Annotated in this window: 10 protein-coding genes; 9 read left to right on the top strand and 1 reads right to left on the bottom strand. The window is 67.6% G+C overall.

Annotated features, from left to right (window positions below; all coding sequences use genetic code 11):
• Positions 1-28 precede the first annotated feature (28 nt).
• The 4 genes from ABFO07_RS03880 to metH all read left to right on the top strand — a co-directional run bounded on the left by ABFO07_RS03880 (position 29) and on the right by metH (position 5,806).
• Entirely contained in the window at positions 29-1,237 is a 1,209-nt protein-coding gene (locus ABFO07_RS03880) for a DUF3108 domain-containing protein (protein ID WP_060016067.1), read from the top strand.
• 283 nt (positions 1,238-1,520) lie between these two features.
• Complete coding sequence (locus ABFO07_RS03875; protein ID WP_059566449.1) at positions 1,521-1,778, top strand: BTH_I0359 family protein; 258 nt, start codon at positions 1,521-1,523, stop codon at positions 1,776-1,778.
• A 203-nt stretch (positions 1,779-1,981) separates the two neighbouring features.
• Complete coding sequence (locus ABFO07_RS03870; RefSeq protein WP_060016065.1) at positions 1,982-3,037, top strand: homocysteine S-methyltransferase family protein; 1,056 nt, start codon at positions 1,982-1,984, stop codon at positions 3,035-3,037.
• 51 nt (positions 3,038-3,088) lie between these two features.
• The gene (gene metH, locus ABFO07_RS03865; protein ID WP_347468371.1) at positions 3,089-5,806 is read left to right on the top strand and encodes a methionine synthase; all 2,718 of its coding nucleotides are present in this window, start codon (positions 3,089-3,091) and stop codon (positions 5,804-5,806) included.
• A 102-nt stretch (positions 5,807-5,908) separates the two neighbouring features.
• Here metH and ABFO07_RS03860 read toward each other — a convergent pair whose 3' ends face one another.
• Complete coding sequence (locus tag ABFO07_RS03860) at positions 5,909-6,232, bottom strand: DUF1840 domain-containing protein (RefSeq protein ID WP_059803260.1); 324 nt, start codon at positions 6,230-6,232, stop codon at positions 5,909-5,911.
• 199 nt (positions 6,233-6,431) lie between these two features.
• Between ABFO07_RS03860 and argS the strand changes: the two genes are divergently transcribed.
• From argS to ABFO07_RS03835, 5 genes are all read left to right on the top strand, one after another.
• Positions 6,432-8,213, top strand: a complete 1,782-nt coding sequence (gene argS, locus ABFO07_RS03855) for an arginine--tRNA ligase (protein ID WP_059566446.1) — start codon at positions 6,432-6,434, stop codon at positions 8,211-8,213.
• Positions 8,214-8,309: 96 nt separating this feature from the next.
• The gene (locus tag ABFO07_RS03850) at positions 8,310-9,233 is read left to right on the top strand and encodes an SPOR domain-containing protein (protein ID WP_059922976.1); all 924 of its coding nucleotides are present in this window, start codon (positions 8,310-8,312) and stop codon (positions 9,231-9,233) included.
• Positions 9,234-9,303: 70 nt separating this feature from the next.
• Complete coding sequence (locus ABFO07_RS03845; RefSeq protein ID WP_060016060.1) at positions 9,304-9,942, top strand: thiol:disulfide interchange protein DsbA/DsbL; 639 nt, start codon at positions 9,304-9,306, stop codon at positions 9,940-9,942.
• Positions 9,943-9,961: 19 nt separating this feature from the next.
• Positions 9,962-10,735 carry an SDR family oxidoreductase gene (locus ABFO07_RS03840; protein WP_060016057.1) on the top strand — a complete coding sequence of 258 codons (774 nt, stop codon included), beginning with the start codon at positions 9,962-9,964 and terminating at the stop codon, positions 10,733-10,735.
• A gap of 259 nt (positions 10,736-10,994) precedes the next feature.
• Positions 10,995-12,581, top strand: coding sequence for an ABC transporter substrate-binding protein (locus tag ABFO07_RS03835; protein ID WP_059566442.1), 1,587 nt, complete (start codon positions 10,995-10,997; stop codon positions 12,579-12,581).
• Positions 12,582-12,744: the final 163 nt, after the last annotated feature.

Raw genomic sequence — 12,744 nt, 5'->3', positions numbered from 1 at the left:
ACCGCCCCGACTTCTTCGCCGCCCGCCGATGCCGCACGCCGACGCCCGTCCCCGCCATGCCCCGCCCCGCCACTGGCTGCGCGCGTGCGTTGCGCTCGTCGTCGTGCTGGTGCTGCACGCGCTGGCCGCGCTGTGGTTCACGCGCCACCGCGAGCCGTTCACGCCGCCCGCGGCCGACGCGGTGCCGGTGCAGATCGAATTGCTGAAGCCGCAGCCGATCGAGCGGCAGCCCGAGCCGAGGCCCGTCGAGAAACCGGCTGCGAAGCCAGTTGCGCCATCCCCCGCGAAACCCGCCGCCTCGTCCCGCCCGGCGCGGCAGGAACCGGTGCTGACGTCGACGCAGAGCACCGCGCAGGGCGAGCCGCCGGCCGCGTCCGCGCCTGCGGCGTCCGGTGCAACCGGCGCGTCGGCAGCGGCAGCTGGCGGCGCAAGTGGCGCAAGTGGCGCGATGACGCCGGGCCCCGCGTCGAGCGGCGTGAAATTCGCCGCGCCGCCGTCGGGCGACCTCCAGTACGACAGCTTCTTCAACGGCGTGCAGAACTCGACCGGCACGATCCACTGGCGTACCGACGGTCAAACGTATGAATTGTCGGTATCGATGCCCGTGCCGTTCGTCGGCCCGTTCCGCTACCGGAGCCAGGGGCGCATCGACGCGTTCGGCATCGCGCCCGGCCGCTACGTCGAACAGCGCGGCACGCGCCCCGAGGACATCGCGATCTTCAACCGCGACATCCGGCAGGTGGTGTTTACGCGCACGCCGAACAACGTGCCGCTGCCCGACGGCACGCAGGACCGCTTCAGCATGCTGATGCAGCTCGCGGGCCTCCTGCGCGGCAATGCGGACGCGTACAAGCCGGGCGTCACGCAGCAGTTCTTCGTCGTCGACAACAACAGCGGCGAGACCTGGCCGATCACGGTAATCGGCGACGAACAGGTGCGGACCGCCACGGGCTTCGTCGCGACGCGGCACTTCATGCGCCTGCCGCGCCGCGAAGGCGACACGCGGCGCATCGACATGTGGCTCGCGCCGTCGCTCGGCTGGCTGCCCGCGCGGCTCGTGCAGACCGAACCGAACGGCTCGCAGATCGAGCTGCTGTGGCACGGGCAGCTCGCCGCGCCCGACCTGCCCGCGTCGACGGCGCACGATGCGGGCAACGCATCGCCCGCTGCGCCGGCACCGGCCGAACCGGCTGCATCGCCCGCGCCCGCATCGCCCGCATCGCCCGCGACGCCCTGACGCGCCGCCCCGCGAATCGGCAATTTCGACCGATGCCCCTATGGCCAAAGTCCCTATGCCTAAAGAGTCGCGGTCACGCGCCGTAAAATAGACATGACACTCTTTAACAACTATTTCGGTGCACCGCCCCACAATAGGAAACGTTTCTGAGGTATCGGCTTCTAACCGAGACATCCCGGGCAATGGGAACGGGGTGTGCAGCGCAAGCCCCTTGAAACCGGCGCAGCCTGCCCCACGTATGGGGACAACAAGGCCAGATGCCACTGCGAAGAGGAGTGCCGCCATGCAAATGATCTACAACAGCCCCAACTACTGCGTCGTCGAGTTCCCGCCGCAGGCCGGCCACCACGCAATGAATTCGGGTGGTTACGAAATCGTCGACAAGAACGCGCAGCGCGAGATCTTCATCGACGGCGAGCTCGCCGCCCGGTTTCGCGAGCATGTGAAGCAGCTGATCGAGGATGAACCGTCGCTCGACGAGGTCGACGAATTCCTCGGACAGTTCGACAGCCTGATGACGCAACCGGTCGTCCTGCACTGACGGCACCTGCCCGGCGCCGCACGCCGGGCTCACCGCACGCGGCACGCGGTTCACCAGCGCCGCCCCGAGCACTCCGATCCTGCCCCCGCCCGGCCCGCCGCGCGGGGGTTTTCATTGGGCGCGCGGGCGCGCCGCGCCACGCCGGGCGATGCGCGGCCGCACCGGCTACAATGGCGCTTTTCCCGATTCGCCGGTCACCCGCCATGTCTGCGACCCCATCCGTTCTCACCGCTTCGTACACGCGCGGCGCCCAGCTGCCGGCGCTGCTCAAGCAGCGCATCCTGATCCTCGACGGCGCGATGGGCACGATGATCCAGCGCTACAAGCTCGACGAGGCCGCGTATCGCGGCGAGCGCTTCAAGGATTTCGCGCGCGACGTGAAGGGCAACAACGAGCTGCTGTCGATCACGCAGCCGCAGATCATCCGGGAAATCCACGACCAGTACTTCGCGGCCGGCGCGGACATCGTGGAAACCAACACGTTCGGCGCGACGACCGTCGCGCAGGCCGACTACGGGATGGAGCGCCTCGTCGTCGAGATGAACATCGAATCGGCGCGGCTCGCGCGCGAATCGGCCGCGCAATACGCAACGCCGGACAAGCCGCGCTTCGTCGCGGGCGCGATCGGGCCGACGCCGAAGACGGCGAGCATCTCGCCGGACGTCAACGATCCGGGCGCGCGCAACGTCACGTTCGACGAGCTGCGCGATGCGTACTACCAACAGGCGAAGGCGCTGCTCGACGGCGGCGTCGACCTGTTCCTCGTCGAGACGATCTTCGACACGCTGAACGCGAAGGCCGCGCTGTTCGCGCTCGACCAGCTGTTCGAGGACACCGGCGAACGTCTGCCGATCATGATCTCGGGCACCGTCACCGACGCGTCGGGCCGCATCCTGTCCGGCCAGACGGTCGAGGCGTTCTGGAATTCGCTGCGCCACGCGAAGCCGCTCACGTTCGGCCTGAACTGCGCGCTCGGCGCGGCGCTGATGCGCCCGTACATCGCCGAGCTCGCGAAGCTGTGCGACACCTACGTGTCGTGCTACCCGAACGCGGGCCTGCCGAACCCGATGAGCGACACCGGCTTCGACGAGACACCCGACGTCACGTCGGGCCTGCTGAAGGAATTCGCGCAGGCCGGGCTCGTGAACCTCGCGGGCGGCTGCTGCGGCACGACGCCCGAGCACATCGCCGAGATCGCGAAGGCGCTCGCCGAAGTGAAGCCGCGCCGCTGGCCGAGCCAGTACAGCGACGCCGCGTAAATCCGCCCCGCATCCGCACGCACCCCGCAACCTGCTAAGCACCGCACCGCCATGACCGATCACATGATGCGCCTTGCCGGCCTCGAGCCGTTCAACGTCACGCCCGGAACGCTCTTCATCAACGTCGGCGAACGCACCAACGTCACCGGCTCGAAGGCGTTCGCGCGCATGATCCTCAACGGCCAGTTCGACGAGGCGCTCGCCGTCGCGCGCCAGCAGGTCGAGAACGGCGCGCAGGTGATCGACATCAACATGGACGAGGCGATGCTCGATTCGAAGGCGGCGATGGTGCGCTTCCTGAACCTGATCGCGTCGGAGCCGGACATCGCGCGCGTGCCGATCATGATCGACTCGTCGAAGTGGGACGTGATCGAGGCGGGCCTCAAGTGCGTGCAGGGCAAGGCGATCGTCAACTCGATCTCGCTGAAGGAAGGCGAGGACGCGTTCCGCCATCACGCGAACCTGATCCGCCGCTACGGCGCGGCGGCCGTCGTGATGGCGTTCGACGAGCAGGGCCAGGCCGACACGTTCGCGCGCAAGACCGAGATCTGCAAGCGCTCGTACGACTTCCTCGTGAACGAAGTCGGCTTCCCGCCGGAAGACATCATCTTCGACCCGAACATCTTCGCGGTCGCGACGGGCATCGAGGAGCACAACAACTACGCGGTCGACTTCATCGAGGCGACCCGCTGGATCAAGCAGCACCTGCCGCACGCGAAGGTGAGCGGCGGCGTGTCGAACGTGTCGTTCTCGTTCCGCGGCAACGACCCCGTGCGCGAGGCGATCCACACCGTGTTCCTGTACCACGCGATCCAGGCGGGGATGGACATGGGCATCGTCAACGCGGGCCAGCTCGGCGTGTATGCGGAGCTCGACGCGGAGCTGCGCGAGCGCGTCGAGGACGTGATCCTGAACCGCCGCGCGGATTCCACCGACCGCCTGCTCGAGATCGCCGACAAGTTCAAGGCCGGCGGCGCGAAGAAGGAAGAGAACCTCGAGTGGCGCAACCAGCCGGTCGAGAAACGGCTCTCGCATGCGCTCGTGCACGGCATCACGACCTTCATCGTCGAGGATACCGAAGAAGTGCGCGCGAAGATCGACGCGGCGGGCGGACGCCCGATCAACGTGATCGAAGGCCCGCTGATGGACGGGATGAACATCGTCGGCGACCTGTTCGGCCAGGGCAAGATGTTCCTGCCGCAGGTCGTGAAATCCGCGCGCGTGATGAAGCAGGCCGTCGCGCACCTGATCCCGTTCATCGAGGAAGAGAAGCGCCGGCTCGCGGAAGCGGGCGGCGACGTGCGCGCGAAGGGCAAGATCGTGATCGCGACCGTGAAGGGCGACGTGCACGACATCGGCAAGAACATCGTGTCGGTCGTGCTCCAGTGCAACAACTTCGAAGTGGTCAACATGGGCGTGATGGTCCCGTGCAACGAGATCCTCGCGAAGGCGAAGGTCGAGGGCGCGGACATCATCGGGCTGTCGGGCCTCATCACGCCGAGCCTCGAGGAAATGGCGTACGTCGCGTCGGAAATGCAGCGCGACGACTACTTCCGCGTGAAGAAGATCCCGCTGCTGATCGGCGGCGCGACCACGTCGCGCGTGCACACGGCCGTGAAGATCGCGCCGAACTACGAAGGCCCGGTGGTCTACGTGCCGGACGCGTCGCGCTCGGTGTCGGTCGCGTCGAGCCTGCTGTCCGACGAAGGCGCGGCGAAGTACCTCGACGAGCTGAAATCCGACTACGAGCGCATTCGCGACCAGCACGCGAACCGGAAGGCGCAGCCGATGGTCACGCTCGCCGAGGCGCGCGCGAACAAGACCAGGGTCGACTGGGCGAGCTACCAGCCGGTCAAGCCGAAGTTCATCGGCCGCCGCGTGTTCAAGAACTACGACCTGAACGAGCTCGCGAACTACATCGACTGGGGCCCGTTCTTCCAGACCTGGGACCTCGCGGGCCCGTACCCGGCGATCCTGAACGACGAGATCGTCGGCGAATCGGCGCGGCGCGTGTTCTCCGACGCGAAATCGATGCTCGCGCGCCTGATCCAGGGCCGCTGGCTGACCGCGAGCGGCGTGATCTCGCTGCTGCCGGCGAACACGGTCAACGACGACGACGTCGAAATCTACACCGACGAATCGCGCAGCGAGGTGCTGCTCACGTGGCGCAACCTGCGCCAGCAGAGCGTGCGGCCGGTGGTCGACGGCGTGATGCGCCCGAACCGCTCGCTCGCCGATTTCATCGCGCCGAAGGAATCGGGCGTCGCCGACTACATCGGCATGTTCGCGGTGACGGCCGGCCTCGGCGTCGACGTGAAGGAAAAGCAGTTCGAAGCCGACCACGACGACTACAGCGCGATCATGCTGAAGGCGCTCGCCGACCGCTTCGCGGAAGCGTTCGCCGAGGCGATGCACGCGCGCGTGCGCCGCGAGCTGTGGGGCTATGCGAGCGGCGAGGCGCTCGACAACGACGCGCTGATCGCGGAAAAGTACGTCGGCATCCGGCCGGCGCCCGGCTATCCGGCGTGCCCCGATCACCTCGTGAAGCGCGATATGTTCGAAGCGCTTCATGCGGACGAGATCGGCATGAGCGTCACCGAGTCGCTGGCGATGCTGCCGGCGGCGAGCGTGTCGGGCTTCTACCTCGCGCACCCGGACAGCACCTACTTCTCGGTCGGGAAAATCGGGCAGGACCAGCTCGAGGACTACGCGAAGCGCATGGCGCTGCCGCTCGACGACGCGCGCCGCGCGCTCGCGCCGCAGCTCTGATCCACGTCGGCGGGCGGCGCGCGCCGCCCTTTCACCCGACGAATGGCCAGCAAAAAGCCCGCTCGAGAGCGGGCTTTTTGTCGTGCCGGTGGCAGGCGGAGGTCAGAAACCCCAGTGCACGTCGGCCTGGCCGGCCTTCGCTTCGCGCAGCATCGACAGGAACGGCGCGACGCGCTGCGCGAGGCTCGGCGGCACTTCGTGATGCGCGTGGTCGTCCTCGTCCTCGTGGAAATGGCCCGCATGCTCGGCGCGCTCCTGCTTCGCCTGCGAGACGGCGTCTTCCAGCTTCGCGATCGCGTGATCCAGCTCGTCGTGCGTAATCACGCCGCGCTCGCCCAGCTGCTTGCCGACGAGACCCAGCACATATACGGCGAAATCCTTCAGCACGTCGAGATCCTGTGCCGCCTTGCTCTTGAACGTAATCATGACAATTCCCTTATATCTTGTTCTGCCCGCCGCGCGAGATCGGGGAACGCCGGCCGGCCGGCGCCCGGCCTCGCGGACACGGACCGCCTGAGCGGCATATTAGCACCTGTTAAAATTCCGCGATCCCTGAAACGCGCGCTCGAAAAGCGCGCCGGCGCGCCGCGGTTCCCGGCCGCCACCAACGAAGCCTTCTACCAGCATGCTGCCAGCTCAAAAACAGACCCTCGAAGCCCTGCTCGCGGATAGCGTCAAGCAGGTCGCACACGCCCTGAAAGGCGACGACGCCGCGTCCGTCGCGCCCGCGATCACGCTCGAGCGCCCGAAGGTCGCGGCGCACGGCGACGTCGCGTGCAACGTCGCGATGCAGCTCGCGAAGCCGCTCGGCGCGAACCCGCGCCAGCTCGCCGAGCAGATCGTCGCGGCGCTCACCGCCCAGCCGGGCGCGCAGGGCCTCGTCGAAGCCGCCGAGATCGCCGGCCCGGGCTTCATCAACCTGCGCCTGACGGCGGCCGCCAAGCAGGCCGTGATCGCCGCGGTGCTCGCCGAAGGCGGCCGGTTCGGCACGTCCGGGCGCGAGACGGGCAAGCGCGTGCTGCTCGAGTTCGTGTCGGCGAACCCGACCGGCCCGCTGCACGTCGGCCACGGCCGCCAGGCCGCGCTCGGCGACGCGCTCGCGAACGTGATCGCGAGCCAGGGCTACGCGGTGCACCGCGAGTTCTACTACAACGACGCCGGCGTGCAGATCGGCAACCTCGCGATCTCGACGCAGGCGCGCGCGCGCGGCCTGAAGCCGGGCGACGCGGGCTGGCCGGAAGCCGCGTACAACGGCGAGTACATCGCCGACATCGCGCGCGACTACCTGAACGGCGAGACGGTGGCCGCGAAGGACGGCGAGCCGGTCAAGGGCGCGGGCGACATCGAGGATCTCGAGGCGATCCGCAAGTTCGCGGTCGCGTACCTGCGCCACGAGCAGGACATGGACCTGCAGGCGTTCGGCGTGAAGTTCGACCAGTACTACCTCGAATCGTCGCTGTACAGCGAAGGCCGGGTCGAGAAAACGGTCGACGCGCTGATCAAGGCCGGCATGACCTACGAGCAGGAAGGCGCGCTGTGGCTGCGCACGACCGACGAGGGCGACGACAAGGATCGCGTGATGCGCAAGTCGGACGGCACCTACACGTATTTCGTGCCGGACGTCGCGTACCACGTGACGAAGTGGGAGCGCGGCTTCACGAAGGTGATCAACATCCAGGGCTCGGACCACCACGGCACGATCGCGCGCGTGCGCGCCGGCCTGCAGGGGCTGCACATCGGCATCCCGAAGGGCTATCCCGACTACGTGCTGCACAAGATGGTCACCGTGATGCGCGACGGCCAGGAAGTGAAGATCTCGAAGCGCGCGGGCAGCTACGTGACGGTGCGCGACCTGATCGAATGGTCGGGCGGCGCGGCGCCGGGCCAGGAGCAGGCGCCCGACCTGCTCGACGAGGCGACCATCACGCGCGGCCGCGATGCGGTGCGCTTCTTCCTGATCTCGCGCAAGGCCGACACCGAATTCGTGTTCGACATCGACCTCGCGCTGAAGCAGAACGACGAGAACCCGGTCTACTACGTGCAGTACGCGCATGCGCGGATCTGCTCGGTGCTCAACGAATGGAAGTCGCGCTACAACGGCGATGCCGCGCAACTGCCGGGCGCCGACCTGTCGCAGCTGTCGAGCAAGCAGGCCGCCGCGCTGATGCAGAAGCTCGCCGAGTATCCGGACATGCTCACGCACGCGGCCAACGAGCTGGCGCCGCACGCGGTCGCGTTCTACCTGCGCGACCTCGCTGGTGAATTCCACTCGTTCTACAATGCGGAGCGCGTGCTGGTCGACGACGAGGCGCCGCGCACCGCGCGCATCGCGCTGCTCGCCGCGACCCGGCAGGTGCTCGAGAACGGCCTGGCGATGCTCGGCGTGTCGGCTCCCGCCAAGATGTAAGCCCCGCCCGAGCGGGGCAAACAGGCCGCGGCCGCGCCCGCCGCAGGCGCGCCTGCCGCGGCCTTTTCACGATTCTTTTTGCAGGTGACTCAAGCAATGGCACAACCACGCCGCACTTCGAAACAATCGAAACAAGCCGGAGGGACATTTCTTGGAATCGTGCTGGGCCTGATCGTCGGCCTCGCGATCGCCGTGGTGGTGGCGCTCTACATCACGCGTTCGCCGTCGCCGTTCGTGTCGAAGGTCGCGCCGCCGCCTGCCGACACCGGCGCGAGCCAGCCGCAGCAGTTCGACCCGAACCGCGCGCTGCAGGGCAAGACGCCCGGCCAGCCGGTGCCGCAGGCCGCGCAGCCGGCGCCGCCGAACACCGCGCCCGGCCAGGCCGCGAACCAGACCCAGGGCGGCCTGCTGCCCGAACCGCAGATCGTCGAGGTGCCGCCGTCGGCCAACGGGTCGACTGGCTCGAACGGATCGGCGAGCTCGAATGCGTCGAACGGCGCGTCGAATGGCGCGTCGAACAACGGCGTCGCCATCGCACCGAAGCCGGCCGACGTGACCCCGCCGCCGAAGAAGCCGCAGCCGGTCGAGAAACCGCAGTCGAACGCGAATTCGAACTCGAATTCGAACGACGACGACCTCGGCCGCTTCGCCGCGCAGAAGCAGGCGCAGCAGGCCCAGAAGGCGCAGCAGCAGATGGCCGCGAACACGCCGAAGCCGACGTCGTCGGCCGCCGCCGCGAACAACGGCTCCGCCGCGAAGCCGCCGGCCGCGAACGACGCGAATACCGGCTACTTCCTGCAGGTCGGCGCCTACAAGACGGAAACGGACGCCGAGCAGCAGCGCGCGCGCCTCGGCTTCCAGGGTTTCGAGTCGAAGGTGTCGAAGCGCGACGTCAGCGGCGTCACGTATTTCCGCGTGCGCGTCGGCCCGTTCTCGAAATTCGAGGATATGAACTCGGCACGCCAGCGCCTGTCCGATGCAGGAGTCGATACGGCGGTGATTCGCTTCACCAAGCAGTAAGACCGGCCGGGCGGCGTAACGCCGCCCCGTTTCGTTTCGCTACCCGAGCAACTGATTCGACGTTCACAACATGAAAAAACTGCTAAGCACGCTTCTCCTGTCCCTCGGCCTCGTGGCCGGTTTCGCGCAGGCCGCGCCGGGTGCGCCGGTCGCGGGCAAGGATTACGAGGTCATGAAGTCGCCGCAGCCGGTGTCCGCGCCGGCCGGCAAGGTCGAGGTGATCGAGTTCTTCTGGTACGGCTGCCCGCACTGCTACGAGTTCGAGCCGACGGTCGAGGCCTGGGTGAAGAAACAGGGCGACAAGATCGAATTCAAGCGCATCCCGGTCGCGTTCCGCGACGATTTCGTCCCGCACTCGAAGCTGTTCTACACGGTGTCCGCGCTCGGCATCTCCGAGAAGGTCACGCCGGCGATCTTCAACGCGATCCACAAGCAGAAGAACTACCTGCTGACGCCGCAGGCGCAGGCCGACTTCCTCTCGACGCAGGGCGTCGACAAGAAGAAGTTCATGGACGCGTACAACTCGTTCAGCGTGCAGGGCCAGGTGAAGCAATCGGCCGAGCTGCTGAAGAGCTACAACATCGACGGCGTGCCGACGATCGTCGTGCAGGGCAAGTACAAGACGGGCCCGGCCTACACGAACAGCCTCGAAGGCACCGCGCAGGTGCTCGACTATCTCGTGAAGCAGGTTCAGGACAAGAAGCTCTGATCCCCGCCACGGCGCCGGCATGACTACTCCGCTGAAGGTCTTCATCACCGGCGCGTCGAGCGGCCTCGGCCTCGCGCTGGCCGAGGAATACGCCCGCCAGGGCGCGACGCTCGCGCTCGTCGCGCGGCGCACCGACCTGCTCGATGCGTTCGCGCGACGCTTCCCGTCGCTGTCCATCACCGTCTATTCGGCCGACGTGCGCGATGCCGACTCGCTCGCGGCCGCCGCCGCGGCGTTCATCGCCGCGCACGGCTGCCCGAACGTCGTCATCGCGAACGCGGGCATCAGCCAGGGCGCGGTGACGGGCCAGGGCGACCTCGACACGTTCCGCAACGTGATGGACATCAATTATTTCGGCATGGTCGCGACGTTCGAGCCGTTCGTCGGCCCGATGACGAACGCGCGGCACGGCACGCTGGTCGGCGTCGCGAGCGTCGCCGGCGTGCGCGGCCTGCCCGGCTCCGGCGCGTACAGCGCGTCGAAGTCGGCCGCGATCAAGTATCTCGAATCGCTGCGCGTCGAGCTGCGCCCCGCGGGCGTCGGCGTCGTGACGATCGCGCCCGGCTACATCCGCACGCCGATGACCGCGCACAATCCGTACCGGATGCCGTTCCTGATGGACGCCGACCGCTTCGCCGCGCGTGCGGCCGAAACGATCGCGCAGCAACGCCCGTTCCGGGTGATTCCGTGGCAGATGGGCGTCGTCGCGAAGGTGCTGCACGTGATGCCGCGCTGGCTCTACGACCGCCTGTTCGAAAAGGCGCCGCGCAAGCCGAAGGCAAGCGCGCACTGAGCAAACGGTCCGGCCCCGGCCGGACCGCGCTCGATCGCAGCGGCCGCAAACCCGCCGCCCTCCCCGTCCCCGCCATTCGGCGCACAAACGGCTATTCCGCCGTCATCGCAGCCGTTTTTCGCTCAACTCGCCGCGTTCCGGCGCCTTTTTCCACGCGGCGCGCGCTTTGACGGTATGCTATCCGCCGGCCGCGCCGCCTGCGGGCGGCGCATGCGCATTCCGTCATCCAGCAAAAAACACACGCCACGTGGGAGAACCTATGCACGTCAAGCTGTTCGCCGCGGTCGCCCTGGCCGCGGCTCCCGTCCTCGTCGCCGCCAAGCCGCTCACCGTCTGCACGGAATCGAGCCCGGACGGCTTCGACGTCGTGCAGTACAACTCGCTCGTCACGACCAACGCGTCGGCCGATGTGATCTTCAACACGCTGGTGTCGTACGACGAAGCCGCGAAGAAGGTCGCGCCCGCGCTCGCGGACAAATGGGAAGCGAGCGCCGACGGCCTCACCTACACGTTCCACCTGCGCCCGAACGTCGCGTTCCAGACCACCGACACTTTCAAGCCGACCCGCCCGCTCGACGCGGACGACGTCGTGTTCACGTTCAGCCGGATGCTCGACGACAGCAACCCGTGGCACAAGGTCGCGGGCGCGAGCGGCTTCCCGCATGCGCAGTCGATGGGCCTCACCAAGCTCGTGAAGTCGGTGTCGAAGGTCGACGACAGCACCGTGAAGTTCGTACTGAACGAGCCGAACGCGACCTTCGTGCCGATCCTGACGATGGGATTCGCGTCGATCTACTCGGCCGAATACGCGGACCAGCTGCTCAAGGCCGGCAAGCAGGCGGACCTGAACGCGAAGCCGGTCGGCACCGGCCCGTTCGTGCTGAAGAGCTACACGAAGGACGCGCTGATCCGCTACGACGCGAACCCGACCTACTGGGGCGCGAAGCCGAAGGTCGACCGGCTGATCTACGCGATCACGCCCGACCCGTCGGTGCGCCTGCAGAAGGTGAAGGCCGGCGAATGCCAGATCGCGCTGTCGCCGAAGCCGCAGGACGTGCTCGCCGCGAAGAGCGAAAGCGCGCTGAAGATCGTGCAGACGCCCGCGTTCATGACGGCGTTCGTCGCGCTGAACACGCAGAAGAAGCCGCTCGACAACGACAAGGTGCGCCAGGCGCTGAACCTCGCGTTCGATCGCGCGAGCTACCTGAAGGTCGTGTTCGACAACACCGCGACGCCCGCGAACAACCCGTATCCGCCGAACACGTGGAGCTACGCGAAGGACGTCGCGCCGTATGCGTACGATCCGGCGAAGGCGAAGCAGCTGCTGGCCGCGGCGGGCTTCCCGAACGGCTTCTCGACGACGATCTGGGTGCGGCCGACCGGCAGCGTGCTGAACCCGAACCCGAAGGCCGGCGCGGAACTGCTGCAGGCCGACCTCGCGAAGATCGGCGTGAAGGCCGAGGTCAAGGTGATCGAATGGGGCGAGCTGATCAAGCAGGCGAAGCTCGGCCAGCATGACCTGCTGTTCATGGGCTGGGCCGGCGACAACGGCGACCCGGACAACTATCTGACGCCGCAGTTCAGCTGCAACGCGGTGAAGTCCGGCATCAACTTCGCGCGCTACTGCGACCCGCAGCTCGACAAGCTGATCGCCGACGGCAAGGAAACCGCCGACCAGGCGAAACGCACGAAGCTGTACGAAGCCGCGCAGAAGCTGATCCACGACCAGGCGCTGTGGATCCCGCTCGGCTATCCGACCGCGGCGGCGCTCACGCGCGCGAACGTGAGCGGCTATCGCGTGAGTCCGTTCGGACGGCAGAATTTCGCGGCGGTGTCGGTGCAGTAAGCGCGCGTGGCACGCAAGCGACGTCGACGACGTCCGTCGCTTGCGGCCCGCGCACCCCGCTTGCTACACTCCGCGCATATTCCTCATACCGGACGCCAGCCAAAGTGAACAACTAAGCCTTCCCAAAATGTTTTCGCCGCCGTGCCACGCACGCCGCGCGAAG

Origin of the sequence: Burkholderia stagnalis (genome assembly GCF_039848545.1) — a bacterium.
Lineage (GTDB): Bacteria > Pseudomonadota > Gammaproteobacteria > Burkholderiales > Burkholderiaceae > Burkholderia > Burkholderia stagnalis.
Note: the sequence above shows the minus strand (reverse complement) of the source record. Positions and strands in the feature narration are given on the sequence as shown.

Excerpts from the sequence above, each read along its gene's own strand:
- ABFO07_RS03845 (WP_060016060.1), top strand. The coding sequence starts at position 9,304 with ATGAAAAAACTGCTAAGCACGCTTCTCCTGTCCCTCGGCCTCGTGGCC.
- ABFO07_RS03835 (WP_059566442.1), top strand. The coding sequence starts at position 10,995 with ATGCACGTCAAGCTGTTCGCCGCGGTCGCCCTGGCCGCGGCTCCCGTC.
- ABFO07_RS03840 (WP_060016057.1), top strand. The coding sequence starts at position 9,962 with ATGACTACTCCGCTGAAGGTCTTCATCACCGGCGCGTCGAGCGGCCTC.
- metH (WP_347468371.1), top strand. The coding sequence starts at position 3,089 with ATGACCGATCACATGATGCGCCTTGCCGGCCTCGAGCCGTTCAACGTC.
- ABFO07_RS03880 (WP_060016067.1), top strand. The coding sequence starts at position 29 with ATGCCGCACGCCGACGCCCGTCCCCGCCATGCCCCGCCCCGCCACTGG.
- ABFO07_RS03850 (WP_059922976.1), top strand. The coding sequence starts at position 8,310 with ATGGCACAACCACGCCGCACTTCGAAACAATCGAAACAAGCCGGAGGG.
- ABFO07_RS03870 (WP_060016065.1), top strand. The coding sequence starts at position 1,982 with ATGTCTGCGACCCCATCCGTTCTCACCGCTTCGTACACGCGCGGCGCC.
- ABFO07_RS03875 (WP_059566449.1), top strand. The coding sequence starts at position 1,521 with ATGCAAATGATCTACAACAGCCCCAACTACTGCGTCGTCGAGTTCCCG.
- ABFO07_RS03860 (WP_059803260.1), bottom strand. The coding sequence starts at position 6,232 with ATGATTACGTTCAAGAGCAAGGCGGCACAGGATCTCGACGTGCTGAAG.
- argS (WP_059566446.1), top strand. The coding sequence starts at position 6,432 with ATGCTGCCAGCTCAAAAACAGACCCTCGAAGCCCTGCTCGCGGATAGC.